The sequence below is a fragment of the Aquincola agrisoli genome (assembly GCF_036621135.1).
Lineage (GTDB): Bacteria > Pseudomonadota > Gammaproteobacteria > Burkholderiales > Burkholderiaceae_C > Aquincola > Aquincola agrisoli.
In genome coordinates, this window is the sequence record NZ_JAZIBG010000003.1 from 26,145 (window position 1) to 51,426 (window position 25,282).

At 71.6% G+C, this 25,282-nt stretch carries 28 protein-coding genes and 1 riboswitch; of the genes, 13 read left to right on the top strand and 15 right to left on the bottom strand.

Annotated features, from left to right (window positions below):
- Positions 1-99 precede the first annotated feature (99 nt).
- From V4F39_RS00570 to V4F39_RS00595, 6 genes are all read left to right on the top strand, one after another.
- A complete protein-coding gene (locus V4F39_RS00570) occupies positions 100-786 on the top strand; it encodes an energy transducer TonB (RefSeq protein ID WP_332287279.1) in 687 nt (228 codons plus the stop codon).
- A gap of 82 nt (positions 787-868) precedes the next feature.
- Complete coding sequence (locus tag V4F39_RS00575; protein ID WP_332287280.1) at positions 869-1,681, top strand: MotA/TolQ/ExbB proton channel family protein; 813 nt, start codon at positions 869-871, stop codon at positions 1,679-1,681.
- Positions 1,682-1,694: 13 nt separating this feature from the next.
- Positions 1,695-2,132: an ExbD/TolR family protein gene (locus tag V4F39_RS00580; protein WP_332287281.1), complete on the top strand. Its 438-nt coding sequence runs from the start codon at positions 1,695-1,697 to the stop codon at positions 2,130-2,132.
- A 19-nt stretch (positions 2,133-2,151) separates the two neighbouring features.
- Positions 2,152-2,577, top strand: coding sequence for an ExbD/TolR family protein (locus V4F39_RS00585; RefSeq protein WP_332287282.1), 426 nt, complete (start codon positions 2,152-2,154; stop codon positions 2,575-2,577).
- An 8-nt stretch (positions 2,578-2,585) separates the two neighbouring features.
- Positions 2,586-3,800: a tetratricopeptide repeat protein gene (locus V4F39_RS00590; RefSeq protein WP_332287283.1), complete on the top strand. Its 1,215-nt coding sequence runs from the start codon at positions 2,586-2,588 to the stop codon at positions 3,798-3,800.
- Between the two features lie 26 nt (positions 3,801-3,826).
- The gene (locus V4F39_RS00595; RefSeq protein ID WP_332287284.1) at positions 3,827-4,798 is read left to right on the top strand and encodes an MBL fold metallo-hydrolase; all 972 of its coding nucleotides are present in this window, start codon (positions 3,827-3,829) and stop codon (positions 4,796-4,798) included.
- A 7-nt stretch (positions 4,799-4,805) separates the two neighbouring features.
- Here V4F39_RS00595 and V4F39_RS00600 read toward each other — a convergent pair whose 3' ends face one another.
- From V4F39_RS00600 to V4F39_RS00610, 3 genes are all read right to left on the bottom strand, one after another.
- Complete coding sequence (locus V4F39_RS00600) at positions 4,806-5,360, bottom strand: TMEM165/GDT1 family protein (protein ID WP_332287285.1); 555 nt, start codon at positions 5,358-5,360, stop codon at positions 4,806-4,808.
- 58 nt (positions 5,361-5,418) lie between these two features.
- Positions 5,419-5,582: riboswitch (yybP-ykoY riboswitch) on the bottom strand.
- A gap of 4 nt (positions 5,583-5,586) precedes the next feature.
- Positions 5,587-6,834, bottom strand: coding sequence for an MFS transporter (locus V4F39_RS00605; RefSeq protein ID WP_332287286.1), 1,248 nt, complete (start codon positions 6,832-6,834; stop codon positions 5,587-5,589).
- Complete coding sequence (locus tag V4F39_RS00610) at positions 6,827-7,300, bottom strand: MarR family winged helix-turn-helix transcriptional regulator (protein WP_332287287.1); 474 nt, start codon at positions 7,298-7,300, stop codon at positions 6,827-6,829. The genes V4F39_RS00605 and V4F39_RS00610 overlap by 8 nt, the downstream gene beginning before the upstream one ends.
- Before the next feature lie 51 nt (positions 7,301-7,351).
- On the opposite strand from V4F39_RS00610, the gene V4F39_RS00615 reads away from it, so the two are divergent.
- Genes V4F39_RS00615 through V4F39_RS00625 form a run of 3 tightly spaced genes read left to right on the top strand, consistent with a single transcriptional unit; the run spans position 7,352 to position 8,956 of the window.
- Positions 7,352-7,912 (top strand): PaaI family thioesterase, encoded by a 561-nt coding sequence (locus V4F39_RS00615; protein ID WP_332287288.1) that lies wholly within the window; start codon positions 7,352-7,354, stop codon positions 7,910-7,912.
- Positions 7,909-8,307 (top strand): lactoylglutathione lyase, encoded by a 399-nt coding sequence (gene gloA / locus V4F39_RS00620; RefSeq protein WP_332287289.1) that lies wholly within the window; start codon positions 7,909-7,911, stop codon positions 8,305-8,307. The genes V4F39_RS00615 and gloA overlap by 4 nt, the downstream gene beginning before the upstream one ends.
- A gap of 16 nt (positions 8,308-8,323) precedes the next feature.
- Positions 8,324-8,956, top strand: coding sequence for an FMN-binding negative transcriptional regulator (locus tag V4F39_RS00625; protein WP_332287290.1), 633 nt, complete (start codon positions 8,324-8,326; stop codon positions 8,954-8,956).
- Positions 8,957-8,983: 27 nt separating this feature from the next.
- Here the strand turns inward: V4F39_RS00625 and eda are convergent, their stop codons facing one another.
- Positions 8,984-9,613 carry a bifunctional 4-hydroxy-2-oxoglutarate aldolase/2-dehydro-3-deoxy-phosphogluconate aldolase gene (gene eda / locus V4F39_RS00630; RefSeq protein ID WP_332287291.1) on the bottom strand — a complete coding sequence of 210 codons (630 nt, stop codon included), beginning with the start codon at positions 9,611-9,613 and terminating at the stop codon, positions 8,984-8,986.
- 134 nt (positions 9,614-9,747) lie between these two features.
- Positions 9,748-11,562: a phosphogluconate dehydratase gene (gene edd / locus V4F39_RS00635; protein ID WP_332287292.1), complete on the bottom strand. Its 1,815-nt coding sequence runs from the start codon at positions 11,560-11,562 to the stop codon at positions 9,748-9,750.
- 211 nt (positions 11,563-11,773) lie between these two features.
- Between edd and V4F39_RS00640 the strand changes: the two genes are divergently transcribed.
- Positions 11,774-12,334 carry a gamma-glutamylcyclotransferase gene (locus V4F39_RS00640; RefSeq protein ID WP_332287293.1) on the top strand — a complete coding sequence of 187 codons (561 nt, stop codon included), beginning with the start codon at positions 11,774-11,776 and terminating at the stop codon, positions 12,332-12,334.
- A gap of 37 nt (positions 12,335-12,371) precedes the next feature.
- On the opposite strand, the gene V4F39_RS00645 is transcribed toward V4F39_RS00640, so the two are convergent.
- The gene (locus V4F39_RS00645; protein ID WP_332287294.1) at positions 12,372-12,980 is read right to left on the bottom strand and encodes a nucleotidyltransferase family protein; all 609 of its coding nucleotides are present in this window, start codon (positions 12,978-12,980) and stop codon (positions 12,372-12,374) included.
- Between the two features lie 154 nt (positions 12,981-13,134).
- Here V4F39_RS00645 and pdxH point away from each other — a divergent pair, with 154 nt between their 5' ends.
- Positions 13,135-13,773 carry a pyridoxamine 5'-phosphate oxidase gene (pdxH, locus tag V4F39_RS00650; RefSeq protein WP_332287295.1) on the top strand — a complete coding sequence of 213 codons (639 nt, stop codon included), beginning with the start codon at positions 13,135-13,137 and terminating at the stop codon, positions 13,771-13,773.
- A 28-nt stretch (positions 13,774-13,801) separates the two neighbouring features.
- Here pdxH and V4F39_RS00655 read toward each other — a convergent pair whose 3' ends face one another.
- The 5 genes from V4F39_RS00655 to ligD form a co-directional block, all read right to left on the bottom strand.
- On the bottom strand, positions 13,802-15,910 hold the full coding sequence (locus tag V4F39_RS00655; protein ID WP_332287296.1) for a TonB-dependent receptor: 2,109 nt from the start codon (positions 15,908-15,910) through the stop codon (positions 13,802-13,804).
- Between the two features lie 93 nt (positions 15,911-16,003).
- Complete coding sequence (locus V4F39_RS00660; RefSeq protein WP_332287297.1) at positions 16,004-16,381, bottom strand: hypothetical protein; 378 nt, start codon at positions 16,379-16,381, stop codon at positions 16,004-16,006.
- Positions 16,382-16,409: 28 nt separating this feature from the next.
- Positions 16,410-16,940, bottom strand: coding sequence for a peptide-methionine (S)-S-oxide reductase MsrA (gene msrA / locus V4F39_RS00665; RefSeq protein ID WP_332287298.1), 531 nt, complete (start codon positions 16,938-16,940; stop codon positions 16,410-16,412).
- 149 nt (positions 16,941-17,089) lie between these two features.
- The gene (gene cspE / locus V4F39_RS00670; protein WP_332287299.1) at positions 17,090-17,305 is read right to left on the bottom strand and encodes a transcription antiterminator/RNA stability regulator CspE; all 216 of its coding nucleotides are present in this window, start codon (positions 17,303-17,305) and stop codon (positions 17,090-17,092) included.
- 125 nt (positions 17,306-17,430) lie between these two features.
- A complete protein-coding gene (ligD, locus tag V4F39_RS00675; RefSeq protein WP_332287300.1) occupies positions 17,431-20,010 on the bottom strand; it encodes a DNA ligase D in 2,580 nt (859 codons plus the stop codon).
- A 137-nt stretch (positions 20,011-20,147) separates the two neighbouring features.
- Here ligD and ku point away from each other — a divergent pair, with 137 nt between their 5' ends.
- On the top strand, positions 20,148-21,059 hold the full coding sequence (gene ku / locus V4F39_RS00680) for a non-homologous end joining protein Ku (protein ID WP_332287301.1): 912 nt from the start codon (positions 20,148-20,150) through the stop codon (positions 21,057-21,059).
- A gap of 140 nt (positions 21,060-21,199) precedes the next feature.
- A complete protein-coding gene (locus tag V4F39_RS00685; protein ID WP_332287302.1) occupies positions 21,200-21,700 on the top strand; it encodes a VOC family protein in 501 nt (166 codons plus the stop codon).
- A gap of 12 nt (positions 21,701-21,712) precedes the next feature.
- Here the strand turns inward: V4F39_RS00685 and V4F39_RS00690 are convergent, their stop codons facing one another.
- The 4 genes from V4F39_RS00690 to V4F39_RS00705 form a co-directional block, all read right to left on the bottom strand.
- Positions 21,713-22,327 carry a DVUA0089 family protein gene (locus tag V4F39_RS00690; RefSeq protein ID WP_332287303.1) on the bottom strand — a complete coding sequence of 205 codons (615 nt, stop codon included), beginning with the start codon at positions 22,325-22,327 and terminating at the stop codon, positions 21,713-21,715.
- A 178-nt stretch (positions 22,328-22,505) separates the two neighbouring features.
- Positions 22,506-23,348 (bottom strand): citryl-CoA lyase, encoded by an 843-nt coding sequence (locus V4F39_RS00695; protein ID WP_332287304.1) that lies wholly within the window; start codon positions 23,346-23,348, stop codon positions 22,506-22,508.
- 16 nt (positions 23,349-23,364) lie between these two features.
- On the bottom strand, positions 23,365-24,645 hold the full coding sequence (locus V4F39_RS00700) for a TRAP transporter large permease (RefSeq protein WP_332287305.1): 1,281 nt from the start codon (positions 24,643-24,645) through the stop codon (positions 23,365-23,367).
- Between the two features lie 18 nt (positions 24,646-24,663).
- On the bottom strand, positions 24,664-25,173 hold the full coding sequence (locus V4F39_RS00705) for a TRAP transporter small permease (RefSeq protein ID WP_332287390.1): 510 nt from the start codon (positions 25,171-25,173) through the stop codon (positions 24,664-24,666).
- Between the last annotated feature and the right edge of the window lie 109 nt (positions 25,174-25,282).

Genomic DNA, 25,282 nt, shown 5'->3' on the forward strand with positions numbered 1-25,282 from the left:
GCTTCGCGCAGTACGCCACGTGCAGGCCCTGCCACGGCCATGCACCAGCCAACAGGTCAGTCCGCTGCGGTCGCCAGGCGGAGCTAAAGGATTCTTCGAGTGGATTTCGCTGAACAGCAGCGCCGGCCGACCAGGCACCTGGTCGGGATCGGCATCGTGGTGGTGATGCACGTACTCCTCGGATGGGCCCTCGTCAGCGGCCTCGCGCGCAAGGTCGTCGAGGTGATCAAGGCGCCGATCGAGACGAAGATCATCGAGGAGGCCAAGGCGCCGCCGCCCCCGCCCGAGAACCTGCCGCCGCCGCCCAAGCTCGCACCGCCGCCGCCGAGCTTCGTCCCGCCGCCCGAGATCACCGTGGCGCCGCCGCCCACCCCCGCCCCGGCGATCACCGTCACGCCGGTCGTGCCGCCGCCCGCGCCGCCGGTGGCCATCGCCCCGCCGCCGGCCCCGGCCGCACCGCCGGCTCCGCCCGTGCCCGTCGCGCGGCCCACCGGCACGCCGGCGCGCATCGACGTGTCGACCTGCGAAAAGCCCGACTACCCCCGCGCCGCGCTGCGCGCCGAGGCCACCGGCACCACCCGCATCCGCTTCACCATCGATGCCGGCGGCAAGGTCGCCAAGTCGGAGATCGACCGCGCCTCGGGCCCCACGCGCGAGCACCGGCAGCTCGATGCCGCAGCGGTCGAGGCGCTGAGCAAATGCGCCTTCCGGCCCGGCACCGACCCCGAAGGCCGGCCGGTCGGCGGCGCCATCGCCACCGTCGAATACGTCTGGAAGGTCGAGTAGCGGCCCTTCCACGCCCTCGCAGTTCCCGTCCCAACCCCCTGCCGGCTGCGCCCCGGCCGCCTGTTCCCCGGAGATCACACCCATGTTCCTGACCAAGTTCCTGCGCGCGGCCGTGCTGGCCCTCGCCGCCGCCGCAACCGTCGCGCCCAGCCTGACCCTGGCGCAGCCGGCCTCCGAGCCGGCGCCCGCCGAGGCCGTGGCGCCCGCCGCCGCTCCCGGCGTCGCCAGCACGGAGGTGGTCGAGAACCCCTACGGCCTGGCCGCGCTGTGGGCGCAGGGCGACTGGGTCGCCAAGGGCACGCTGGTCATCATGATCATCATGAGCATGGGCAGCTGGTACATCATCTTCACGAAGCTGTACGAGCAGCACAAGCTGCTGCAGGCCGCGGAACGCGCGAGCAGGAGCTTCTGGACGGCGGGCAGCGTCAAGGCCGGCGCCGCCGCGCTGGAGCAGGGCAGCGCCTTCCGCTACATCGCCGAGCAGGGCCTGACCGCCAGCGAGCACCACGAGGGTACGCTGGTCGAGCAGATCGACCTGCACACCTGGGTCACGATGAGCATCCAGCGTGCCGTCGACAACATCAACAGCCGCCTGCAGGACGGCCTGGCCTTCCTGGCCACGGTGGGTTCCACCGCGCCGTTCGTCGGCCTGTTCGGCACGGTCTGGGGCATCTACCACGCGCTGACGGCCATCGGCATCAGCGGCCAGGCGTCGATCGACAAGGTGGCCGGCCCGGTGGGCGAGGCGCTGATCATGACCGCCATCGGCCTGGCCGTCGCGGTGCCCGCGGTGATGGGCTACAACTGGCTCATCCGCCGCAACAAGAGCGCGATGGAGAAGGTGCGAGCCTTCAGCAGCGACCTGCACAACGTGCTGATCGCCGGCAAGCGCTGATCCGGACACCGCCATGGCGATGAGCTTCGCATCGGGCGACGGCGACGAGGACACCCTCAACGCCAGCATCAACACCACGCCGCTGGTGGACGTGATGCTGGTGCTGCTGATCATCTTCCTGATCACGATCCCGGTCGTCACGCAGTCGATCAAGGTCGAGCTGCCGAAGGAGAAGAACGTCCCGACGCAGACCAAGCCCGAGAATATCGTGCTCGCGGTCGACCGCGAGGGCGACGTGTACTGGGGCGTGGAGCGCCTGCCCGACATCGACACGCTGGTGGCCAGGCTGAAGGACAGCGCGGTCAAGGAGCCGCAGCCCGAGGTGCACATCCGGGGCGACGGCGAGGTGCGCTACGAAGCGGTGGGCCGGGTGGTGATGGCGTGCCAGCGCGCCGGCATCCACAAGGTCGGGTTCATCACCGAGCCCCCCGCGGGCGTCGCCGCGCCGTGACAGGCAACAGGAGAACGACATGGCCATGAACCTGGGCAGCGCCAACGACGACGACGTGATGGTGGACATCAACACCACGCCGCTGATCGACGTGATGCTGGTGCTGCTGATCATGTTCATCATCACGATCCCGATCCAGACACACGCGGTCAAGATGAACATGCCGGTGCCCAGCAACGCGCCGCCGCCGCCGGTGCCGCCGGAGGTGGTGCGCATCGACGTCGACTTCGACGGCACCATCGGATGGAACGGCGTGATCGTCGCTGACCGCGCCGACCTGGAGAACCGGCTGGCGCAGGTCGCGGCCCTGCCCGAGCAGCCCGAGGTCCACCTGCGGCCCAACAAGCTCGTGACCTACAAGCACGTGGCCGGCGTGATGGCCGCCGCCCAGCGCCTGGGCGTGACCAAGATCGGCCTCATCGGCAACGAGCAGTTCCTGAACTGACGATGACCATGCGAACCTCCCTCCGAGCCCTTTTGGCCGCGCTGCTCGTGGCCGGCTTCGTCGCGCATGCCGGGGCGCAGCAGCTGCGTCCCGAGGTCGGCCGCCCGCTGCAGCAGGCCGGCGAGCTGCTGAAGGCCGGCAAGGCGCGGGAGGCGCTCGCCAAGGTGCGCGAGGCCGATGCCGCCGGCAACAAGACGGCCGCCGAACAGCTGCTGATCGAGCGCATGCGGGGCGCCGCGGCGCAGCGCGCGGGCGATGCGCCCACGGCCATCGCGGCGTTCGAGGCGGTCTTCGCGTCCGGCAAGCTCAGCGCGGCCGAGCAGGGGCAGATCGCCGAATCGCTGGCCTTCGCGTACTCGCAGGCCAAGAACTGGCCGAAGACCACCGAATGGGCACAGCGCGCGCGGCAGGCGGGCAGCAACAGCCAGCAGCTGCAGCAGCTGCTGGCCTACGTGCAGGCGCAGAGCGGCGACTACGCCGCCGTCGCGCGCGACGCCGCATCGGCCGTGTCGGCGGCGGAGCAGGCCGGCCGCCGGCCGGCGGAGGACGACCTGCTGCGCCTGGCCGACGCCTACCAGCGCACCAACAACGCCGGTGGCCACGCCGCGGCGCTCGAGAAGCTCATCCTCCACTACCCGAAGAAGGACTACTGGAGCGCCTACCTCAACAACGTGCAGCGCAAGCCGGGCTTCTCGTCGCGGCTGTCGCTGGACGTGATGCGGCTGAAGCTCGCCAACGGCCTGATCTCCACGACCGAGCAGTACATGGAGATGGCCCAGCTGTCGCTGCAGGCCGGCCTGCCCGACGAGGCCAAGGCGATCGTCGAGCGCGGCTTCGCCGCGGGCGCCCTGGGCACCGGCACCGAGGCCGAGCGCCACAAGCGGCTGCGCGAGCTCGTGCTCAAGCAGGAAGCGCAGACCCACGCCGGGCTGGCCCAGGCCGAGACCGCGGCGCTGGCCGCCAAGGACGGCAACGAGCTGGTCAAGGTCGGCACCGTTTACGTGTCGATGGGGCAGGCGGCCAAGGGGGCCGGGCTGATCGAGAAGGGTATCGCCAAGGGCCAGCTGAAGCGGCCCGACGACGCGAAGCTGCGCCTGGGCTGGGCGCAGCTGCAGTCGCCCCAGACGCGCACGAAGGGGCTGCAGACGCTGCGCGGCGTGGGCGGCAACGACGGCACGGCCGAGATCGCGCGCGCCTGGGCGGCGCTGGCCCGCCAGGGCTGAACGCCCGCCGCTGCGAGAATCGCAGCATGACGACCGCCCTGCCCGACTACCTCGAACCGCTGGGCGACGGCCTCTACGCCATCGACACCGGCTTCCAGCGTCCGCGCTTCGATGCGGCCTACCTGATGACCGAAGCGGGCCGCGCCTGCTTCATCGACACCGGCACCAACCACGCGGTGCCCCGGCTGCTCGGGGCGCTCGAGGCGCTGGGCCTGCCGCGCGACGCGGTGGACTACGTGATCCCCACGCACGTGCACCTGGACCACGCCGGCGGCGCCGGGCTGCTGATGCAGTCGCTGCCCGCCGCGCGGCTGGTCGTGCATCCGCGCGGCGCCCGCCACCTGGTCGACCCGCGCATGCTGTATGCCGGCGCACTGGCGGTCTACGGCCAGGCCGAGATGGAACGTTCGTACGGCCGGCTCGTCGGCGCCGATGCCGCGCGGGTCGACGCCAGCGAGGACGGCATGGTGCTGTCGCTCGCCGGGCGCCCGCTGCGCCTGATCGACACGCCGGGCCATGCGCGCCACCACCACTGCGTGTGGGACGAGCGCACGCGCGGCTGGTTCACCGGCGACACCTTCGGCCTGAGCTACCGCGAGTTCGACCTGCCGGGCCGCGCCCCGTGGATCCTGCCCACCTCGACGCCGGTGCAGTTCGAGCCCGAGGCGATGCGCCAGTCGATCGAACGCATGATGGCCGAGCAGCCGCAGTGCATGTACCTGACGCACTACGGCCGCGTGGGCGACACGCCGGCGCTGGCGGCCGAGCTGCTGCTGCAGCTGGACGCGATGGTCGCGATCGGCGAAGCGCACCGCACGGCGCCGGACCGCCACGAGGCGCTGAAGGCCGCACTGCGCCGGCTCTACGCCGAACGGCTGCAGGCGGGCGGCCGGCGCGGCGACGAAGCGGCGCTGTCGCTGCTCGACCTCGACGTGGAGCTGAACGCGCAGGGCCTGGCGGTGTGGCTCGACCGGCCGGCGCCGCGCTCCACGCCGTAGGCCACGCTCAACCCAGCAGCGCCAACACGCCCAGCACCGCGAAGATCACCGCGGCGACCATGTGGATGGCGCGGATCGGCACGCGCTTCGTCACCTTGTCGCCCAGCAGCACCACGGGTGCGTTGGCCAGCATCATCCCGAGCGTGGTGCCGAGCACCACGCCCACCAGCGCGTCGTAGCGCGCGGCCAGCGCGACGGTGGCGATCTGGGTCTTGTCACCCATCTCGGCCAGGAAGAACGCGATCACCGTCGCGCCGAACACCCCGAGCCGGGGCGCCCGGGTGTCTTCCTCGTCGAGCTTGTCGGGGATCAGTGTCCACACCGCCATCGCGAGGAACGACACGCCCAGCACCCAGCGCATCACCTGCGGCCCGGCCAGGTCGGTGATCCAGGCGCCCAGCGCGCCGGCGGCGGCATGGTTGAGCACGGTGGCGACGAAGATGCCCGCGATGATGGGCCACGGCCGCCGAAAGCGGGCGGCAAGCACGAGCGACAGCAATTGCGTCTTGTCGCCCATTTCGGCGAGGGCGACGATGCCCGTGGAGACGAGAAAGGCTTCCAACAAGGTGGCTCCGGCCGGCAATGAGCACGCATGACCGCGGCGCATCCCCGGCCATCGGAGTCGCCACGGTCAAAGGTCTCGCCAAATCCGGCCAACGCCGATGCATCGCCTGCGCCATGCCCTCGCGGGCAAGTTTGTTGACGCAGGCCCCTCTCGCGGCACCGCCCCGGACCAGGCGGCGCAGGGCGGTTCGGAGGGAAGCTACTCCCCAATGACAGCCGGCATTCTAAGCGGCCGCCGGCTGCAGCGCCGTGCGACGGGCTTCGCGGATCGGCAGGTGCACCAGCGCCGCGCCCACCGCCAGCACGATGTCGGCGTACCACATCCAGTCGTAGCTGCCCGTCCACTCGAAGGCCTTGCCGCCGAGCCATGCGCCGAGGAACCCGCCCAGCTGGTGCGCGAGCATCACGATGCCGAACAGCGTGGCCATGTTGGCCGGGCCGAAGAAGCGCGCCACCAGGCCGGCCGTGGGCGGCACCGTGGACAGGTAGGTGAAGCCAATGACCGCGGCGAAGCCCAGCATCACGGCAGGCGTCTTCGGCAGCAGCAGGAAGGCGACGACCGCCACCGCCCGGGCGGCGTACACCAGCGACAGCAGCGACTTCATGCGCCATCGGCCCCCCTGGTAGCCGATGGCCCAGCCCATGCCCAGGCTGCCGAAGATGTTGAACAGGCCGATCACCGCCAGCGACCAGGCGCCGATCTCCGGCGGCAGCTGGCAGGCGGCCACCACGCCGGGCAGGTGGGTCGCGATGAACGCCACGTGGAAGCCGCAGACGAAGAAGCCGATGCACAGCAGGCGGTAGCTCCGGTCGGCCAGGGCCCGGCGGATCACCACGGCCGCGCTCTCGCGCGCCACCGGCGCGGCGCCGGCCGCGGCAGGCGGGTGGGCCGAGTGGCCGCGCAACACCCAGGCGGCGGGCAGCGCCAGCAGCGTGATCGCGCCCAGCGTGTACAGCGACGCCGCCCAGCCCGCCGCGGCCGTCACGCCCTGGGCAATGGGCGCGAACACGAACTGCCCGAAGGAGCCGCCCGCGTTGACGATGCCCGTGGCCATGCCGCGCCGCTCGGGCGGCACCAGCCGCGTGGTGGCCGCCATCAACACCGACGGCCCCGCCATGCCGGCGCCGCCCGCGGCCAGCACGCCGATGGCCAGGATCAACCCGGCCGTGCTCTGCATGTGCGGCACGAGCACGGTCCCCAGCGCGACGAGCAGCACGCCGAGCACGATCACCCGGCCGGTGCCGATGCGATCGGCCACCAGGCCGGCGACCGGCTGCGTCAGCCCCCACCAGAGCTGCCCGAAGGCAAAGGCCAGGCTGATGCTGGCCAGCCCCAGGCCCGTGGTGGTGTTGAGCGTGCTCAGAAAGAGCCCCATCGACTGCCGCGCGCCCATCGTCAGCGCGAAGGCGCCGGCGGCGGCGAGCAGCACGAGGCCGAGCGGTAGCGCCGAGCGCTTCACACCTTCATTCATTGCGGGCTCCTTCTTCATGGGCGTCGTCCGTGGTTTCAAGGACGGCGATGCATTCATCGATCAAGGCGTGCAGTGCCGTGACACGCTCGATGCCGAGCAGCGCGTTCACCTCCAGCTGCGCCTTCTTCCAGGCCTTCTGGCCCTGCTCGCGCGCGGCGCGGCCGGCCTCCGTCACGTCGACCAGGCGGCTGCGGCCATCCGCGCCCGCACCGAGGGTGACCCAGCCCTGCGCGACCAGCGGCTGCAGGTTGCGCGTGAGCGTGGAGGCGTCGAGCCGCATGGCCTGCGCCAGATCGCCGGGGCGCACCGGGGCCATCTTGACCACGTGGGACAGCAGCGAGTACTGCGTGTTCTTCAGGCCGGTGGCGGCGGCATGCGCCTCGTAGTGGCGGCCCACCAGGCGGGCGAGCTGGCGGATCTTGAGGTTGGTGCAGCCTCGGGGGGGCTGCGGCACTGCTTGGCTCATTCGATGATTGTATCTACAATTGTTGTAGCTGCAACCTTCAGGAGAACCTGCATGAACGAACCGTCCGCGACGCCCGCAGAACGGACCCTCGACGCCTGGCGCGCCCGCGAGGCGGAGATCGACGCCCGGGCCCACGAGGTGGGGCTGGCCAGCCCGGCGCAAGTGGCGGGCCGCACCGGGCTGGAGATCCTGCAGGCGATGGTGGCGGGCGAGATCCCGCGTGCACCCATCTCCCGCACGCTGAACTTCCTGCTGGTCGAGCTCGAGGCCGGCCGGGCGGTCTTCCAGGGCCGGCCGCTGTTCGACCACTACAACCCGCTCGGCACGGTCCACGGCGGCTGGGTGGCCACCCTGCTGGACTCCGCCGTGGGCTGCGCCGTCCACACGCTGATGGAGCCCGGCAGGAGCTACACCACGGTCGAGCTGAAGATCAACTACGTCAAGGCCGTGACGCACAAGGTGCCGCTGGTGCGGGCCGTCGGTGAAGTCATTCACCGCGGTGGGCGCATCGCCACCGCGCAGGGCAGGCTGGTGGGGCCCGATGGCACACTCTATGCCCACGCGACCACGACCTGCCTTCTCTTCGAGGCCCAGCCCTCCGCCACGCCATGAGACTTCTCCACACCATGCTGCGTGTCACCGACATGCAGCGCTCGATCGACTTCTACACCCAGACCCTCGGCATGAAGCTGCTGCGCACCGTGCAGCGCCCCGAGCAGCAGTACGACCTGGCCTACCTCGGCTACGAGGCCAACCCCGCCCAGGCGGAGCTGGAGCTGACCTACAACTACGGCGTCGACAGCTACGAGATGGGCACCGCCTATGGCCACATCGCCCTCGGCGTCGACGACGCCCATGCGATGTGCGACGCGGTGCGCGCGAAGGCGGCGCAGTTCGGCGGCGCCGTCACGCGCGAGGCCGGCCCGGTCAAGGGCGGACACACCATCATCGCGTTTGTCACCGACCCCGACGGCTACAAGGTCGAGCTGATCCAGGGCGGCGTCTGACACGGCGCACCGGCGCATGTACCAGCCCCGCCACTTCGAGCAGCCCGACACCGCGGCGCTGCACGCGCTGATGCGCGAGCGGCCGCTGGCGACGCTGGTGGTGCACACCCCCGCGTCCGGCCTGCAGGCCAACCTGCTGCCGCTGCTGCTCGACCCCGAGGCCGGCCCCCACGGCACGCTGCGCGGCCACGTGGCGCGCGCCAATGGCCTGTGGCGCGACGCGGCCGGCGGCATCGAGGCATTGGCGCTGTTCCAGGGCGCGCAGGCCTACGTCAGCCCGGCCTGGTACCCGGGCAAGCAGGAACACGGCAAGGTGGTGCCGACGTGGAACTATGCGGTCGTCGAGGCCCGGGGCGTGCTGGCCGCGGTCGACGACGCGGCCTGGCTGCGCCGCCTGGTGGGCGAGCTCACGCAGGTGCACGAGGCCGGCCGGGCGCAGCCCTGGTCGGTGGACGACGCCCCGGCGGACTACGTCGACCAGATGCTGCGCGCGATCGTCGGCATCGAGCTGCGCCTGACCGCGCTCACCGGCAAGTGGAAGGTCAGCCAGAACCGCAGCGATGCGGACAGGCTTGGCGTCGCGGCGGGCCTGGCCTCGCTGCAGACGGCCGACGCGGCGGCGATGGCCGCCCTCGTCAAGCCCGGCTGAACCGCTGCCGCCCGCCGGGCGGCGGCTTCAGCCGCGCGGCAGCGCCCCCGCCTCGCGGGCCAGCCGGGTGATGCGGTCCCAGTCGCCGGCCTCGACGGCGTCGGCCGGCGTCAGCCACGAGCCGCCGCACACCTTGACGTTCGGCAGCGCGAGGAACTCCGGCGCGGTCTTCAGCGAGATGCCGCCGGTCGGGCAGAACACCACGTCGGGGAACGGACCGGCCAGCGCCTTCAGCATCGGGATGCCGCCGGCCTGGCTGGCCGGGAAGAACTTCAGGAACTGCAGGCCGTCGGCCTGCGCCGTCATCACCTCGCTGGAAGTCGCCACGCCCGGCAGCAGCGGCAGGCCCGCGTCCCGGCAGGCGCGGCCCACCTCGGGCGTGTAGCCGGGGCTGACGCCGAAGAGGGAGCCGGCGTCCTTCGCGGCCCGGGCATCCGCCGCCGAGCGGATGGTGCCCGCCCCCACGATGGCCTGCGGCACGGCCTTGGCGATCGCCTCGATGCACTGCAGCGCCACCGGCGTGCGCATCGTCACCTCGAGCACACGCACGCCACCGGCGACGAGCGCCTCGGCCAGCGGCACGGCGTCCTGCACACGTTGCAGCACGATGACCGGGATGACGGGGCCGTGAGCAACGAGGTCGAGCGTATTCAGCATGGTTCAGATTCCTAAAAAGTGAGATCACGAAAGGGCACGGCCCACTCAAGCCACCGGCATGGATCCGGCTCCGCCGGTCCATCGCCGGGCGGCCCCCTCGGGGGGTAGCGAGCGCAGCGAGCTTGGGGGCTCGTTCACAACCAGGTGCAGGCGCCCTCCTCGGCGCTCACCGCGTTCTTGCGCATGCCCGCGAACAGCTCGCGGCCGAGGCCATGGGCGTTGTCTTCCGCCGCATCGGGCCGGATGACCGCCAACGGCCGGGCCGCCCAGGTCGCGTCGTCGACCAGCACGTCGAGCACGCCGGCCGTCGCGTCGAGCCGGATGATGTCGCCGTCGACCACCCTGGCCAGCGGCCCGCCGGCCAGCGCCTCCGGGCTCACATGGATGGCCGCGGGCACCTTGCCCGACGCGCCGCTCATGCGGCCGTCGGTCACCAGCGCGACCTTGAAGCCCTTGCCCTGCAGGACGCCCAGCGGCGGCGTGAGCTTGTGCAGCTCGGGCATGCCGTTGGCGTTCGGCCCCTGGAAGCGCACCACCGCGACGAAGTCCCGCTCCAGCTCGCCCGCCTTGAAGGCGGCCTGCAAGGCTTCCTGGCTCTCGAACACCCGGGCCGGCGCCTCGATGACGTGGCGGTCTTCCGGCACGGCCGACACCTTGATCACCGCACGGCCCAGCTTGCCCGTCAGCAGCTTCAGGCCGCCGGTTTCCGAGAATGGCGCCGCGGCGCCGCGCACGACCGACGGGTCGGTGCTCTTGGCGGGCAGCGGCTGCCAGGCGATGCCGGCGCCTTCGAGCGACGGCACGCGGCCGTAGGCTGCCAGGCCGCCGTCGGCGACGGTGGCCACGTCGGGGTGCAGGCAGCCGGCCCCCAGCAGCTCGCGCAGCACGAAGCCGGGGCCCCCCGCCGCCTGGAACTGGTTCACGTCGGCCGACCCGTTGGGGTACACGCGGGAGAGCAGCGGCACCTGGGCCGACAGCTCGGAAAAATCGGTCCAGTCGATCAGGATGCCCGCCGACCGCGCCACGGCGACCCAGTGGATCAGGTGGTTGGTCGAGCCGCCCGTGGCCAGCAGCGCCACCATCGCGTTGACGATGGTGCGCTCGTCGACCAGGCGGCCGATCGGCTGGAAGTTGCTCCCGGGGCCGATGGCCAGCACACGCCGCACGGCCTCGCGCGTCAGCGCCTCGCGCAGCGGGGCATGCGGATGCACGAAGGCGGCGCCGGGCACGTGCAGGCCCATCGCCTCCAGCAGCATCTGGTTGCTGTTGGCCGTGCCGTAGAAGGTGCAGGTGCCGGGGCCGTGGTACGCGGCCGATTCGGCGGCCAGCAGCTCCTCGCGACCGATCAGCCCCTGCGCATGCTTCTCGCGGACCTTGGCCTTCTCGTTGTTCGACAGGCCCGAGCTCATCGGGCCCGCCGGCACGAACACGCAGGGCAGGTGCCCGAAATGCAGCGCGCCGATCAGCAGGCCCGGCACGATCTTGTCGCAGATGCCCAGCAGCAGTGCGCCGTCGAACACGTCGTGCGTGAGGGCGATGGCCGTGCCCATCGCGATGGTGTCGCGCGAGAACAGGCTCATCTCCATGCCCGGCAGCCCCTGCGTCACGCCGTCGCACATCGCCGGCACGCCGCCGGCGACCTGCAGCGTCGCGCCCTGGCGGTGCGCCTCGTCGCGCAGGATGGCCGGGAAGCCCTCGTAGGGCTGGTGGGCCGAGAGCATGTCGTTGTAGGCCGTGACCACGCCCAGGTTCGGCGCCCGCTCGGCGACGACCTTGAGCTTGTCGTTGGCCGGCAGCGCCGCGAAAGCGTGCGCCACGTTGGCACAGCCCATGCGTTCGCTGCCGCGACGGCGGCCGGCCAGGCGGTCGATCCGGGCCAGGTAGGCCGTGCGCGTGGGCTGGCTGCGTTCGCGGATGCGATCCGTGATGCGGGCGATGGCTGGTTTCATGGTGGCGGGCCTTGTAACTCGGTGGTGGATTCTTGCGTAACAAGGTTACATCGTCAAATCAACCTGTCGTGCGACGGACAGGGCTCTGTCATCATCCAACCTTGCCATGGACGATCCGCGCCCGCCTTCCGATCCCCCTACCGCCGGCACGAGCGCGGAGGGGGCGGCGCCCTCGGTGGCGCCGCTGGGCGCACCGCGCGATGGACGCGCGATGCTCCAGCGCATACGCCACCAGTGGGGCCCCACCGACGACCTCTGGGTATTCGGCTACGCCTCGCTGATCTGGCGGCCGGAGTTCGATGCCGACGAGCACCGCCCGGGCCTGGTGCGCGGCTGGCACCGCGCGCTGCGCATGCGCTCGCGCGTCAACCGCGGCACCCCGGACCGGCCGGGGCTCGTGTTCGCGCTGATGCCCGGTGGGTCCTGCCGGGGCATGGTCTACCGGGTCGCGCGGGCGCGCGCGGACGCGGAGCTCGACCGCCTCTGGGCGCGCGAGATGATCAACAGCGTCTACGACCCGCGTTGGCTGCCCTGCCAGACGGCGCAGGGCCGCGTGATGGCCCTGGCCTTCACGCTCAGCCGCCGCAGCCCGAGCTACACCGGCCGCCTGCCCGACGAGGAAATCATCCAGATCCTGCGCCTGGCGCAGGGGCACTGCGGCAGCACGCTCGACTACCTCTGCGAGACGGCCCGCTGCCTCGACGAGCGCGGCATGACCGACCATGAGGTGCGCCGCCTGATGGCGCTGGCGCGGCAGCACCGGCTCGCCTGACGGCGGCGCCGGCCGTAACCACGCTGAAACCGGCCCCTCAGCGCACCACGGATTCGGAGTGCGGGCGGGCCGCCGCCAAGTCCTCCACCGTGTCGAGGTCGATCAAGGCGCCGGGATCGTCCACGTCGACGGCCTGCGCCGGGTAACGCGCCACCAGCCGCCTCGCGCCCTCGTCGCCCTGCAGCAGGACGAGGTCGGAAAACAGCTCCGCCGCGAAGCCCACCGGATGCCCGCGCCGTCCCGCGTGCTGTGCATAGGCCACCGGATGCTGCGGCAGCGCGGCCGCGACCGCCACCAGCGTGGACGGCCGCACCAGGGGCATGTCGGCCGGCAGCACCAGCCAGCCGGGCGCATGCGGGCGCGCGCCCACGCCGGCCGCGATCGAGCTGCCCATGCCCAGTCCCGGCTGGCTGTCAGCCGTCGGCAGCACGACCACGTCGCGGCTGGCGACGACGGTGCGGGCCATCGACTCCAGCGCCGCGGTCGTCACGACGACAACGGGCAGCTGGGATGCCACGGCCCGTCGCAGGGTCGCGACGAGCACCGGCGCGGCCCCGTCGAACGGGTGCGCCAGCTTGTGGCTCGGGCCGCGGAAACGGCTGCCCCGGCCTGCGGCCAAAACGATGATCGTGGGTTGCGACCACATGGTGCAACGCTCCCTTCCTCCATCCGCCATGCTGCGAAATGCTGCAGCGCGGTATAGCAAGGATGAGTCCAGCCGAACCACTCAGGTAGTGGGATTGCTACGTAGGGCGTTCCACGTAAGCGCAAATGCCGGTTGCCGTCGCTATGCTGCCCGGATGGATACCTCCCTCGCCGATCTCCGCAAGAGCTACGAACGCGCCGAACTGGACGAAAGCGCCTCGCTTCCCGACCCGTTGAAGCAGTTCGAAACCTGGCTGGACCAGGCGCTGAAGGCGCAGATCCCCGAGCCCACCGCGATGACGCTGGCCACCGTCGGCCCCCAGGGCCGGCCCTCGACCCGCATCGTGCTGCTCAAGGGCCTGGATGCACGGGGCCTCGTCTGGTACACCAACTACGGCAGCCGCAAGGGCGAGGAGCTGGCCGCCCACCCGTGGGCAGCACTGCAGTTCCACTGGGTGGAGCTGGAACGCGTGGTGCGCATCGAAGGCCGCGTCGACAAGGTCGAGGCTGCCGAATCCGACGCCTACTTCGCCTCCCGGCCGCTGGATTCGCGCATCGGCGCCTGGGCCTCGCCGCAGAGCCAGGTGATCGGCTCGCGCGCCGTGCTGGTGGCCAACGCGGCCAAGTACGGCGCGCGCTACGCCCTCCACCCGCCGAGGCCGCCGCACTGGGGCGGCTACCGGCTGCAGCCCGACCGCTGGGAGTTCTGGCAAGGCCGCAAGAGCCGCCTGCACGACCGCCTGCGCTACCGCCTGGACGGCAGCGCATGGGTGCGCGAGCGGCTGGCGCCTTGAGGCGGCGCCCAAGGAAGCGCCGGCCCGCTCAGAAGCTCACGCGCACACCGGCGGTGAGGGCCCGCGCGCCCTGCGGCGACAGCTCCCGCACGGTGCGGATCGCGCTGGCGTTGTAGGCCAGCTCGTTCGTCACGTTGTCGAGCCGCACGAACCACAGCGCGTCGGCGCTTGGCAGCGCGGTGCGCCAGCTCGCCCAGAGGTTCAGCACCGTCGACGAGGAGGTGGGCACGTCGAAGGCGGGCACACGGTCCTGGCGGGCGGCATGCACGACGCGCGCCCCCAGGCGCCACGCGCCGCTGCCCGCCTCGACGCCGGCCCGCACGCGCTGCGGCGCGAGCCGGGCGAGCGGCTCGCCGGTGTCGAGGTTGTCGCCGCGCACCATGTCGAACCCGCCCTCGAGATCGAGCGTCCAGGGCCGCTCCAGCAGGCGGGTGCGGCCCTCCAGCTCCAGGCCGCGCAGCCGCGCGCGCACCGCGCTGAAGGCGTACTCGGGCACGGTGGCGGCTTCGCCGTCCTCGTCGACGACGGGGATCTCCCGCCCCGTCGCATCGAGGCCGATGTAGCGCGAGAAGCGCGTCTGGAAGACGCTGGCCTTCACCCGGTGCGCATCGCGCCGCCATTCGGCGCCCAGCTCCACGTGGCGGCTGCGCTCGACGCGCAGGTCCGGATCGCCCCGTTCATAGGCGCCCGTCGCGACATGCACGCCGTCGGCGAAGAGCTCGTAGTACGCGGGCGCCCGCTCGGTCGCGCCGGCCGAGGCCGACAGCGTCCAGCCTCCGCCCGCCGGCAGGGTCGCGCCCAACGACGCACTGCGCGGCGTGAAGCGGCGCTCGGCGGACGCCCCGAAGCGCGGCTCCTCGGCATCGGCGGGATCGCCCTTCGACGACACGCGCACCCGCTCCCAGCGCAGGCCGGCGGTCAGCGTGGCCGGGCCGACCGAGGCTTCCTCCAGCATGAAGAGCGCGAGCGACCGCGTCCGCGTCGCCGGGACGAAGGCTTCTTCTCCAAGCGCGGAGAACTCGAGCTGCTCGGCCTGCAGCCCGATCACGCCGCGCAGCGGCCCCAGCGGCCGGTGGCGCGCCTGCACCCGCATCTCCTCGCCGGTGCTCTTGAACGTGGTGCCGACCTCGCCGCCGCCCTCCACCTCCTCGTGGCGGTAATGCGTGCGGCTCGCCTGGAATTCGACCTGGGTGAACGGCCCCGCCAGCCGCCGGCGTTCCCCGGCCACCGCAACGCGCTCGCGGTGCATGCGGATCATGACGTCGGGCTCGACGGCCACGCCGTAGTCGTTGTCATGCCCGTCGATGGAGGCGCCGATGAAGCCATCGGCATCGGCCCAGGAGGCGCCGAGGGCGCCGCTGCGGCTGTCGCCCTCGGAGTTCGCGACGCGGCGTGTGCGCGTGGCGCCGCCGTCCTCCGACGGCGGCGAGAACCGGGGCGTGCGCAGGTCGTCGCTGCGGCGGCCGGCGACGTCGGCGTGCCACGACCAGCCCCCCGCACCGCCCTCGACCAGCGCGGCGCCGGCCCGCTCGCGCGCCGCGCCGCCCAGGCGCAGCTCCGCGCGGCCCGAGAGGCCCTCGGCCGCCGTCCGGGGAATGCGGTTGTCGATCGCGTTGACCACGCCCCCGGTGGCGTTGCCGCCGTACAGCAGCGCCGCCGGCCCGCGCAGGATCTCGATCCGCTCGGCGACCAGCGGATCGAGCGTGGGCGCATGGTCGAAGCTGAGGTTCGATGCATCGACCGACGCGCCGCCGTTGTCGAGCAGGCGGACGCGGTCGCCGTCCAGCCCGCGGATCACGGGCCGGCTGCTCTGCGGCCCGAAACCGGTGGCGGCCACGCCGGGCAGGCCGTCGAGCGTCTCGCCGAGCGAGCCGGCGCGGCGCAGCGTCAGCCCGTCGCCCGACAACACGCTGCTGGGCTGGGCCAGTTGCTCGCGGCCGAGCGGGTTGCCGGTGATGACGACGGTGGCGGCAGGCGCCGCCGGTGCGGGCTCGGACACAGGCGCGGGGGCAGGCGCCGCGGCCTGGACGGCCTGCGCGCCGGCCCCTGCCGGCCACATCGCCGCCGGCGGCAGCACGAGGAGGGACAGCACGGCACGCGCGAGCGCATGCCGTGCAGGGGTGGAGGATCTCTGCATGGGAACAGCCTTGCGCCGGTGTGCTCGCGGCGGCACCGGCGACGAATCGACGAGGGAAGGCGGCCCCGCGCGCAGCGCGGTGGCCGGGGGCGGTCAGCTCGCGCGGACCGCCGGAGGCCCCCGGGCTTCGTAGGGGGCCGCCGCCTCGAGCGCGGCGCCGTCGGCCAGCACGGCCGGCGCCGTGGCCGGGCCGCTCGCCGGCAAGACGAGCCCGCCTGCCGGCACCAGGGCATCGGCATGCCCGAGATGGTCCACCAGATGGCACAGCGCCGAGCCGTCGTCATGGTGCGCCAGGCTTGCGGCGACGTGCGCCGCCGGCCCGACGACCTGCTTCACCTGCGACGCCATGCCGCCGGCGTGCGGATGCACGACGCCATGCAGCAGCGCCAGCGTCTGCGCCAGCAGCATCGCCAGCGCCGCCAGCCCGGCCCAGCGGGACCGGGTGGCGCGTCGTGGCGCGAGGCGGCTCATGGCGGCGGCAGCACCGGCAAGGCGAGCGTCAGGCCTTCACGCGGGCGCGGAAGGTCTTGCGGAACTTCTCGACCTTGGGTGCCACGACAAAGGCGCAGTACCCCTGCCCGGGATGGTTCGCGAAGTAGTGCTGGTGGTAGTCCTCGGCCCGCCAGTAGTTGGTCTCCGGCTGCAGCTCGGTGACCACCCGGCCGCCCGAGGCGGCATCGACCTCGGCAATGACCTCGCGGGCCACCTGCGCCTGCTGCGCATCGTGGACGTAGATGCCCGAGCGGTACTGCGTGCCCACGTCGTTGCCCTGGCGGTTGAGGGTGGTCGGGTCGTGGATGGTGAAGAAGATCTCCAGCACCTCGCGCAGCGGGATGCGCTCGTTGTCGAAGCGCACGCGCACCACTTCGGCATGGCCGGTGTCGCCCTGGCACACCTGCTCGTAGCTGGGGTCTTCCACCTGGCCGTTGCTGTAGCCCGATTCGACGGAGAGCACGCCGTCCACCTGCTCGTACACCGCCTCCGTGCACCAGAAGCAGCCGCCGCCCAGGGTGATGGTTTCGATGGTCATGGGTCAGTCTCCACGCCGGTGCACCGGACCGGCTTCGGTCATGGGTCGTTCGGCAGCGCGCGAGCTTACACACGGCGCGGGGCGCATCCAACGGCAGGCGCAAAAAAACCGCGGCAGGCCGCGGTTCTTCGGGGATCGGCGAAGGCCGATCAGAGGGCGCGAATGTTCGACGCCTGCGGGCCCTTCTGGCCTTGCGTGACTTCGAATTCGACGCGCTGGCCTTCGCTCAGGCTCTTGAAGCCCTCGCCGCGGATTTCCTTGAAATGCGCGAAGAGGTCCTTGCCGCCTTGTTCGGGCGTGATGAAGCCGTAGCCCTTGCCGTCATCGAACCACTTGACGGTACCGGTTTGCGTTGCGTTGGACATGATGATCCTTGAGTTAAGAGAAGCACGCGCAGCACATGCTGGCGCGTGGCAGAGACACGCAAGAAATCACCAGGGGGAAGAACAGAAATTCCGAACCGACCTCACGAAGACGGTCTTGTGTATGCCTACCCACGTAGTGTACCCGCCCTCGGCGAAGAGGGCCTTTCGGCTGCCTGCGGTGGTCCATCGTCGGCCGGCGGCACGAAGTCGAGCACCCGCATCGCGGTGCGCAGCGTCTGCCGCCGCAAGGCGGCCCCCTGGGCCCAGGGGTCCGGCATCGCGAGCCGCTCGTCGATGTTGCGCAGCGTCCAGTGCGCACCGCTGGTCAGGCCGTCGAGTTCCTCCCAATGCACCGGCACCGACACGCCGATGCCCGGCCGGGCCCGCGGCGACCAGGCCGCCACCGTGGTGGCCCCCCGGCCGTTGCGCAGGTAGTCGACGAAGATCTTGCCGACCCGGTTGCGCGGCCCGCTCTTGGCGACGAAGCGGTCGGGCAGCGTCGCGGCCAGGTGCTGCACGATGCGCTGCGACAGCGCCTTCACGGCCACCCAGCCCAGCGAGGGCTTGAAGGGCACCACGACATGCAGGCCCTTGCCGCCGCTGGTCTTGAGCAGCGACTGCAGGCCCAGTTCGTCCAGCAGTGCCTTCACGAGGTGGGCCGCCTCGAGCATGCGCGGCCAGGCCAGGCCCTCGCCCGGATCGAGGTCGAAGGTCATGCGGTCGGGCCGCTCGATCGACCGGACAGTCGCGTTCCAGGTGTGCAACTCGATCACGTTCATCTGCACCGCGCCGAGCAGGGCGGTGAGGCTGGCGATCTCCATCAGCGGCGCATGCCCCGGGTCAAGCGCGGGATCGAGCTGCCGCATGCCGGCCATCTTCCCGGTGTCGTCGTGCTTCTGGAAGAACAGCTCGCCGCCGATCCCGGCCGGCGCCCGCACCAGCGAGACCGGCCGGCCGCGCAGCTGCGGCAGCAGCCGGCTGGCGGCCCGGGCGGCGTACTCGGCCAGCTCGCGCTTCGTGATGCCGGTGGACGCATCGATCACACGCTCCGCATGCGTCAGCCGCAGCCCCTCCGGCAGCACGCTGCGCCGCCGCGCGGCCGGCGCCCCGGCCTTCGCCGGCCTGCCGCGGGCGGCGCCCGGCGCAGGCGGCGCCACCGCATGCTCGCGGCCGATGGCCCGCGGCGGCTTGTCGCTGCGCAGGCCATGGAACACCGCCTGGCGCACACGGCCTTCCTTCGTCCACTCCGCGAAGGAAACTTCGGCGACGAGCTTCGGCTTCACCCAGTGGCCCTTCACGCCCGCCGGCAACGCGTCGAACGGCGACTGCTCGGCGTGCAGGCGCGCCAGCTGGCGCGCCAGATCGGCCAGCGTGCGCTGGTCGAAGCCGGTGCCGACGTTGCCCGCGTACTGCAGCGCGCCCGCCGCGTCGTGCACGCCGAGCAGCAGGGCGCCCAGGCCCTGGCGGCTGCCCTTGGGGTCGGTGTAGCCGCCGATCACGAACTCCTGCCGCTGCTGGCACTTCAGCTTGATCCAGGTGCGGCCGCGGCCCGAGGTGTACGGCGCATCGGCGCGCTTGCCGATCACGCCCTCCATGCGCATCTGGCAGGCCGTGTGCAGCAGGTGCGCGGGCTCGACCACGAAGTCCTCGCTGAACCGCAGCGCCGACTGCGGGCCTGCCGCCTCCAGCACGGCCCGCAGCCGCTCGCGGCGCTCGCGCAGCGGTGCGGCACGGAGGTCTTGCCCGTCGAGGTAGGGCGCGTCGAACAGGAAGTACAGGATGCCCTGCGGCTTGCGCTGGTCGAAAGCGTTCTGCAACTGCTGGAAATCGGGCACGCCCTGCGCATCCTGGACCACGATCTCGCCATCGAGCCAGCCCGAGCGCAAGCCCAGGCCCGCAACGGCCTGCGCCAGCGGCCGCAGCTTGCTCGTCCAGTCGTGCCCGTTGCGCGTGAAGAGCCGCACGTCCTCGCCATCGACGCGCGCCAGCAGGCGGTAGCCGTCGAACTTGATCTCGTAGATCCACTCGCCCTCGGCCGGCAGCGCATCGACCAGCGTGGCCAGCTGCGGCGCAAGCGTCAGGGGCAGCGGATCCGGCTTCGGCTTGCGGCGCATGCCGGCCTTCGCGGCGCTGGCCGGGGTGGCGGCAGCGGCCCTCGAAGACGTGCCGAGCACACTGCCGGGCGCTGCCGCCACGACGTTGTACTCCGCGGCCGGTCGGGCGTAGTCGTCGGCTTCCTTGATCAGCAGCCACGGCACCTGCTTGCCGCTGCCCTTGCCGCGCATGCGCACGAGCGTCCAGCGGCCGCCGAGCTTCTCTCCCCGCAGCGTGAACTTGAGCTTGCCCGCGGCCAGCGCCGCACGGGCGTCGCCGTCGGCCTCCCAGGTGCCGCGGTCCCAGACGATGACGGTGCCGGCCCCGTAGTGGCCCGCAGGGATCGTGCCCTCGAAACCGGCGTAGTCCAGCGGGTGGTCCTCCACCTGCACGGCCATGCGCTTGTCGTGCGGATCCAGGCTGGGGCCCTTGGGGATCGCCCAGCTCTTGAGCGTGCCGTCGAGCTCCAGGCGGAAGTCGTAGTGCAGCGCCCGGGCCGCGTGCTTCTGCACCACGAAGCCGAGCGCCGCCCCGCTCGCCTGCCCGCCCTGCGGCTCGGGCGATTGCGAGAAATCGCGCTTGGCGCGGTACGGCTGCAGCGGGTCGCTCATGCCGCACTATCGGCCCCGCGCGGCGGCCGCCGCGTCGGCCGGCCGCGAAGCCCCTTGTAGGACTGCGCCGCCATGCCGGCGCCCCCAGGCATGCTGGGTGCCAGAGGCTGCCGACCGGCTTGCAACAGGAGGCATCCATGCCGCGCGTGATCTGGAAAGGCGCCATCAGCTTCGGCCTCGTGCACATCCCCGTGGCGCTCTACCCCGCCTCGCGGGAGGACGAGATCGACTTCGACTGGCTCGACGCCCGGTCGATGGACCCGGTGGGCTACAAGCGCGTCAACAAGCGCACCGGCCGCGAGATCGCGAAGGAACACATCGTCAAGGGCGTGAAGCTGGACGACGGAGAGTACGTCCTGGTCAGCGACGACGACATCCGCGAGGCCTACCCGCGCAGCACGCAGACCATCGAGATCGAGCGCTTCGTCGCGGCCGCCGAGATCCCCTTCGTGCACCTCGAGCGCCCCTACTACCTGGCGCCGATCAACAAGGGCGAGAAGGTCTACGCGCTGCTGCGCGAAGCGCTGTTGGCCGCCGGGCGGGTGGGCGTGGCCAAGGTGGTGATCCAGAGCAAGCAGCACCTCGCCGCGCTGATCCCGGCGGGGCCGGCCCTGATGCTCAACACCCTGCGCTGGGCCGGCGAGATCCGCCCCTGGGACGAGCTGTCGCTGCCGCCCGCCGGCCGCCAGGCCGCCGGCCTGAAGGACGCCGAGCTGAAGATGGCGGCGCAACTGGTGGAGGAGCTGAGCGCGCCGTGGCAGGCCGGGGACTACAGCGACCAGTTCAAGGACGCGGTGATGGCGCTGGTCGAACGCAAGTCGCAGGCGGGAGACACCCGCGAGGTCACGCCGCTCGAACCCGCGCCGGAGCAGCCCGGGTCGTCCAACGTGGTCGACCTCACGGCACTGTTGAAACGCAGCCTCGCGGGCGGCGCATCGGGCAAGGCCGCGCCGGCCAAGCGGCCCGCCCGCCCCGCGGCCAAGGCGGCGTCGAAAGCCGCGGCCAAGCGCGGCGCGCCGGCGCGCAAGGCCGCCCGGCGCCGGGCCTGAGGTGGCGCCGCGCAGGCGCCCTCCGCGGCCCGCCACCACCTTTCGTGGCACGCCACCGGCGCGGGATGTCGAAACGGCGGGCGGCCGTTCGTCGTGAACATGGAACCGCAGCGTTCCGCCCAACCACTTCGGAGCACCCCATGACAGCAGCGTCGAACGCCCCCACGGTCAACCCCGTCCCGCCCGCCAGCGGCGCCATCCCGTACCTGGTCGTCAAAGGTGCGGCCGAAGCCATCCGCTACTACCAGGCGGTCTTCGACGCCAGGGAGGTGTTTCGCCTCGACGCCCCCGACGGCGGCGTGATGCACGCGGAACTGCAGGTGGGGCCGGCCCGCTTCATGCTGACCGAGGAGCGCCCGCAGCACCAGGCGCTGGGCCCGCTGACCCTGGGCGGGTCGGCCACGTCGGTGGTGCTCTACGTGCCGGACGTCGATGCCACGATGGCCCGTGCGATCGCTGCCGGCGGCAAAGCCGGCATGCCGGTGGAGAACCAGTTCTGGGGCGACCGCAGCGGCATGCTGACCGACCCCTTCGGCCACGCGTGGATGGTCGCGACCCACATCGAGGACCCGACGCCCGAGCAGGTGAAGGCGCGGGTGCAGGCGATGTTCGAGCAGGGCGGGGCCGGCTGCGGCGCCTGAGCCGTCCGCGCGCTATCGCACGGCGCTGGAACGCCGGGCCCTGAGGGCCACGGCGGCCAAACCGGCCAGCATCAGGGCGTAGCTGCCCGGCTCCGGTACCGGGGCCGTTGCGGCGTCGACGCCGGTCAGGTGCACGCGCCAGTGGGTGCCCATGCCGAAATGGCTGGAGGGCTGGTCCCAGTCGGCGAGCGCGATGGGGGCCGCACCGTCGTAGGTGAAGCCGTCGCTCAGCCACTCCCCCTTGTTCCAGTTCGGATAGGTGGCGATGGTGAACAGGTAGTTGCCGGCCTTGAGCTCGTCGAACACCAGGCCGGAGTCGAAGTCGTTCTGGCCCGGCTCGATCGTGCCGTCGTCGTCGTTGGTGTCGAGCAGCTTGCCGCCGGCCGACATGTCCCAGACCGCCGTGATGGGGTCGAAGTTGACGCCGTACGGCGAGCTCGCGCCGTAGGAGTCGGTCCAGACGCGGACGTTGGTGGCGTCGGTGAGCAGCGTGAAGCTGATCCGCACCACGTCGTTGTGGAAGGCGATGTCTCCTGAAAAGCTGAACTCGGCGGCCTGCGCGGGCGCGACGGCGCTCAGGGCGCAGGCCACCGCCGCGGCGGACAGGGTCTGGGTGAAGTACTTCAAGGCGTTTTCCCTGGATGATGGTGATCCAGCCCGGCACGTGCCAGGCGCTGCTTCGCCTGTGGGGCGAAGCGCGGGATTCTTCGCTGAGCGCTCGTCGGCTCATAGCCTCTAAAAGGGGACATCGCCCCCGCGGCTCAGCGGCGCGGGCGCCTTCCCGGCGCCTGGACGCCGCGCGCCCTCAGCCGCGCGGCACGGGCCGCTCGGCCACGCCGTCGTAGGTCGGGATGTACTGCCGGGGAATGGGGCCCTTGTTGCGGCCGCCCTGCTGCGTCTGCTCCCACGCATGCGCGAGGATGCCCACCGAGCGCGACAGGCAGAAGAGCCCGCGCGCCAGCGGCGCCGGGAACCCCAGCTCGGCATAGATCACCGCCGTCGCGCCGTCGATGTTCATCGGGATGCGCCTGCCGCCCTTGCGCGCGGCCAGCCCCGCCTCGACGGCCCGGCCGATGCCGGCAAAGCGGCCGCCGACCACGCCCTGCGCCGCGGCGGCGTCGACCAGCGCGAGCAGCGGCGCGGTGCGCGGGTCGATCGGGTGGAAGCGGTGCCCGTAGCCCGGCACGAACTTGCCGTGCTCGGCGATGAAGGCATCGAGCGCGGCCTGCACCGCGTCCGCTTCGCCCTGGCCGGCGTCGATGCGCGCGGCGATGTCGAAGAACAGTTCCACCGCCTGCTCACCGGCGCCGCCATGCACGTCGCCCAGCACGTTCACCGCCGTGGCCATCGCGTTGTTCAAGCCCACGCCGCAGGTGGCCGCCATGCGCGCGATGGCGATGCTCGGCGCCTGCGGGCCGTGGTCCACCGCCGACATCAGCGCCGCATCGAGCAGCCGGCCCTGCGCCGGGCTGGGCAGCTCGCCGCGGGTCATCAGCCACACCATCTCGGCGAAGCCGATGCGGCCGATCAGCTCCTGGATCGGGTAGCCGCGGAAACGGATCACCCCGGGCTTCATGTCGATGATCTCGGTGTGCCACCAGTCCTCGGTGGTCTTGCGCGCGTCGGGCATGGCGGTCTGTTCGGTCATGGCAGGGCCCCTCCGGTCAGCCGCCCAGCCACTTCAGCGGCACGAGCACCAGCGACGGGAACAGCACGAGCAGGAACATCACGCCGAACTGCGCCATCATGAACGGCAGCATCCCTCGCGTGACCTCGTCCATCTTCATCTTCCCGACGCCCGCCACGGTGTTGAGCACCACGCCCACCGGCGGTGTGATCAGGCCGATCGCGTTGTTGATGATGAACAGGATGCCGAAGTACACCGGGTCGATGCCCGCGGCCTTCACCACCGGCATCAGCACCGGCGTGAGGATCAGGATGGTCGGCGTCATGTCGAGCGCCGTGCCCACGGCCATCACCAGCACCATGATGGCGATCAGCAGCAGCGTCGGGTTGTCCATGAAGGGCGACAGCATGTCGATCATCTTGCTGGGCAGGTCGGCCACCGTGATGAGCCAGGCCGAGACCATCGCCGCGGCCACCAGGAACATCACCACCGCGGTGGTGCGCACGGCGTTGGCAAACACCTCGTAGAGCTGCTTCAGGTTCAGCTCGCGGTAGATCACCGTCGAGACGAACAGCGCGTACATCGCGGCGACCACCGCCGCCTCGGTGGGCGTGAAGACGCCGAAGCGCAGGCCCACGATGATGATCACCGGCAGCAGCATGGCCCAGCCGCAGTCGCGCATCGCGCGCCACACCTCGGCCCGCGAGGCGCGCGGCGGCGGCTCCACGGTCTCGCGGCGCACCAGCACCGCCCAGGTGATCCACAGTGCGGCCGCGAGCATGATGCCGGGGAAGATCCCCGCGAGGAACAGCTTGGAGATCGAGACGTTCGCCGACACGCCGAAGATCACGAGCCCGATCGACGGCGGGATCACCGGCGCGATGATGCTGGCCGAGGCGATCAGGCCGCCGGCGCGCGCACGGTCGTGCCCGGCCTTGACCATCATCGGCAGCAGCAGCGCGGTGAGCGCCGCGGCGTCCGCCACGGCCGAGCCCGAGAGCGCCGACATCATCACCGCGGCGATGATGGTGACGTAGCCCAGGCCGCCGCGGATGTGGCCGACGAGCGCGAGCGCGAACGTGACGATGCGCCGCGAGAGGCCGCCGACGTTCATGATCTCGCCGGCGAGCATGAAGAAGGGCACCGCCAGCAGCGGGAAGCTGTCGGCGCCGCTGATGACGTTCTGCGCCAGGATCTGCGCGTCGAAGAGGTCCAGGTGCCACATCAGCGCCACGCCGCTGAGCAGCAGCGAGTACGCGATGGGAATGCCGAGCGCCATCGCGCCGAGCAAGGATCCGATGAAGATGAAGACGGTCATGCTGGAATCCCCGAGGTGTCAGCGCTTGTCGTTGTTGTGCTTGTCGAGCGCGGCCTGCAGTTCGGCCGCATCCTCGGACTCCTGGATCATCACGAGGGCGTCGTCGGAGATGCGTCCCGTGATCGCGCGCAGCAGGTCGAGGCCGATGATCAGCAGCGCCGAGGCGGCGAACACGATCCCCGAGGCATAGACGATCGCCATCGACAGGCCCGTCACCGGCGCCTGCACGTCGGCGTTGATGACGGCCTGCTGCCAGCTGCCCTTGAGCAGCAGCCAAGTCACCCACAGCATCAGCAGCTGCCCCACCACGAGGCACACGCGCTTGCCTGCGGGCGGCAGGCGGCTGATCAGCGCGTCGGTGCCCAGGTGCCCGTGGCGGCGCAGCGCAACCAGGGCCCCCAGGAAGGTCATCCACACGAAGAGCCATCGCGACAGCTCCTCCGACACCGTGATGCCCGAGTTGAAGACGTAGCGCAGCACCACGTTGCCAAAGACCAATGCCACCATCGTCGCCAGGAAGAGCACCATCAGGCCTTCCAGGAAACGGCAATAGATATCCAATACTCGATTCGTCAAGGAACGCTCCCAGATCCGGAAATTGAAGGGACGTGCCAGCAGGGATGGGCACGGCCTGGTG

What these genes read in the sequence shown, in the direction of transcription:
- V4F39_RS00575 (WP_332287280.1), top strand. Translation starts at nt 869, where the DNA reads ATGTTCCTGACCAAGTTCCTGCGCGCGGCCGTGCTGGCCCTCGCCGCC.
- V4F39_RS00580 (WP_332287281.1), top strand. Translation starts at nt 1,695, where the DNA reads ATGGCGATGAGCTTCGCATCGGGCGACGGCGACGAGGACACCCTCAAC.
- V4F39_RS00585 (WP_332287282.1), top strand. Translation starts at nt 2,152, where the DNA reads ATGGCCATGAACCTGGGCAGCGCCAACGACGACGACGTGATGGTGGAC.
- V4F39_RS00590 (WP_332287283.1), top strand. Translation starts at nt 2,586, where the DNA reads ATGCGAACCTCCCTCCGAGCCCTTTTGGCCGCGCTGCTCGTGGCCGGC.
- V4F39_RS00595 (WP_332287284.1), top strand. Translation starts at nt 3,827, where the DNA reads ATGACGACCGCCCTGCCCGACTACCTCGAACCGCTGGGCGACGGCCTC.
- V4F39_RS00605 (WP_332287286.1), bottom strand. Translation starts at nt 6,834, where the DNA reads ATGAATGAAGGTGTGAAGCGCTCGGCGCTACCGCTCGGCCTCGTGCTG.
- V4F39_RS00610 (WP_332287287.1), bottom strand. Translation starts at nt 7,300, where the DNA reads ATGAGCCAAGCAGTGCCGCAGCCCCCCCGAGGCTGCACCAACCTCAAG.
- V4F39_RS00615 (WP_332287288.1), top strand. Translation starts at nt 7,352, where the DNA reads ATGAACGAACCGTCCGCGACGCCCGCAGAACGGACCCTCGACGCCTGG.
- gloA (WP_332287289.1), top strand. Translation starts at nt 7,909, where the DNA reads ATGAGACTTCTCCACACCATGCTGCGTGTCACCGACATGCAGCGCTCG.
- V4F39_RS00625 (WP_332287290.1), top strand. Translation starts at nt 8,324, where the DNA reads ATGTACCAGCCCCGCCACTTCGAGCAGCCCGACACCGCGGCGCTGCAC.
- eda (WP_332287291.1), bottom strand. Translation starts at nt 9,613, where the DNA reads ATGCTGAATACGCTCGACCTCGTTGCTCACGGCCCCGTCATCCCGGTC.
- edd (WP_332287292.1), bottom strand. Translation starts at nt 11,562, where the DNA reads ATGAAACCAGCCATCGCCCGCATCACGGATCGCATCCGCGAACGCAGC.
- V4F39_RS00640 (WP_332287293.1), top strand. Translation starts at nt 11,774, where the DNA reads ATGCTCCAGCGCATACGCCACCAGTGGGGCCCCACCGACGACCTCTGG.
- V4F39_RS00645 (WP_332287294.1), bottom strand. Translation starts at nt 12,980, where the DNA reads ATGTGGTCGCAACCCACGATCATCGTTTTGGCCGCAGGCCGGGGCAGC.
- pdxH (WP_332287295.1), top strand. Translation starts at nt 13,135, where the DNA reads ATGGATACCTCCCTCGCCGATCTCCGCAAGAGCTACGAACGCGCCGAA.
- V4F39_RS00655 (WP_332287296.1), bottom strand. Translation starts at nt 15,910, where the DNA reads ATGCAGAGATCCTCCACCCCTGCACGGCATGCGCTCGCGCGTGCCGTG.
- V4F39_RS00660 (WP_332287297.1), bottom strand. Translation starts at nt 16,381, where the DNA reads ATGAGCCGCCTCGCGCCACGACGCGCCACCCGGTCCCGCTGGGCCGGG.
- msrA (WP_332287298.1), bottom strand. Translation starts at nt 16,940, where the DNA reads ATGACCATCGAAACCATCACCCTGGGCGGCGGCTGCTTCTGGTGCACG.
- cspE (WP_332287299.1), bottom strand. Translation starts at nt 17,305, where the DNA reads ATGTCCAACGCAACGCAAACCGGTACCGTCAAGTGGTTCGATGACGGC.
- ligD (WP_332287300.1), bottom strand. Translation starts at nt 20,010, where the DNA reads ATGAGCGACCCGCTGCAGCCGTACCGCGCCAAGCGCGATTTCTCGCAA.
- ku (WP_332287301.1), top strand. Translation starts at nt 20,148, where the DNA reads ATGCCGCGCGTGATCTGGAAAGGCGCCATCAGCTTCGGCCTCGTGCAC.
- V4F39_RS00685 (WP_332287302.1), top strand. Translation starts at nt 21,200, where the DNA reads ATGACAGCAGCGTCGAACGCCCCCACGGTCAACCCCGTCCCGCCCGCC.
- V4F39_RS00695 (WP_332287304.1), bottom strand. Translation starts at nt 23,348, where the DNA reads ATGACCGAACAGACCGCCATGCCCGACGCGCGCAAGACCACCGAGGAC.
- V4F39_RS00700 (WP_332287305.1), bottom strand. Translation starts at nt 24,645, where the DNA reads ATGACCGTCTTCATCTTCATCGGATCCTTGCTCGGCGCGATGGCGCTC.
- V4F39_RS00705 (WP_332287390.1), bottom strand. Translation starts at nt 25,173, where the DNA reads ATGGTGCTCTTCCTGGCGACGATGGTGGCATTGGTCTTTGGCAACGTG.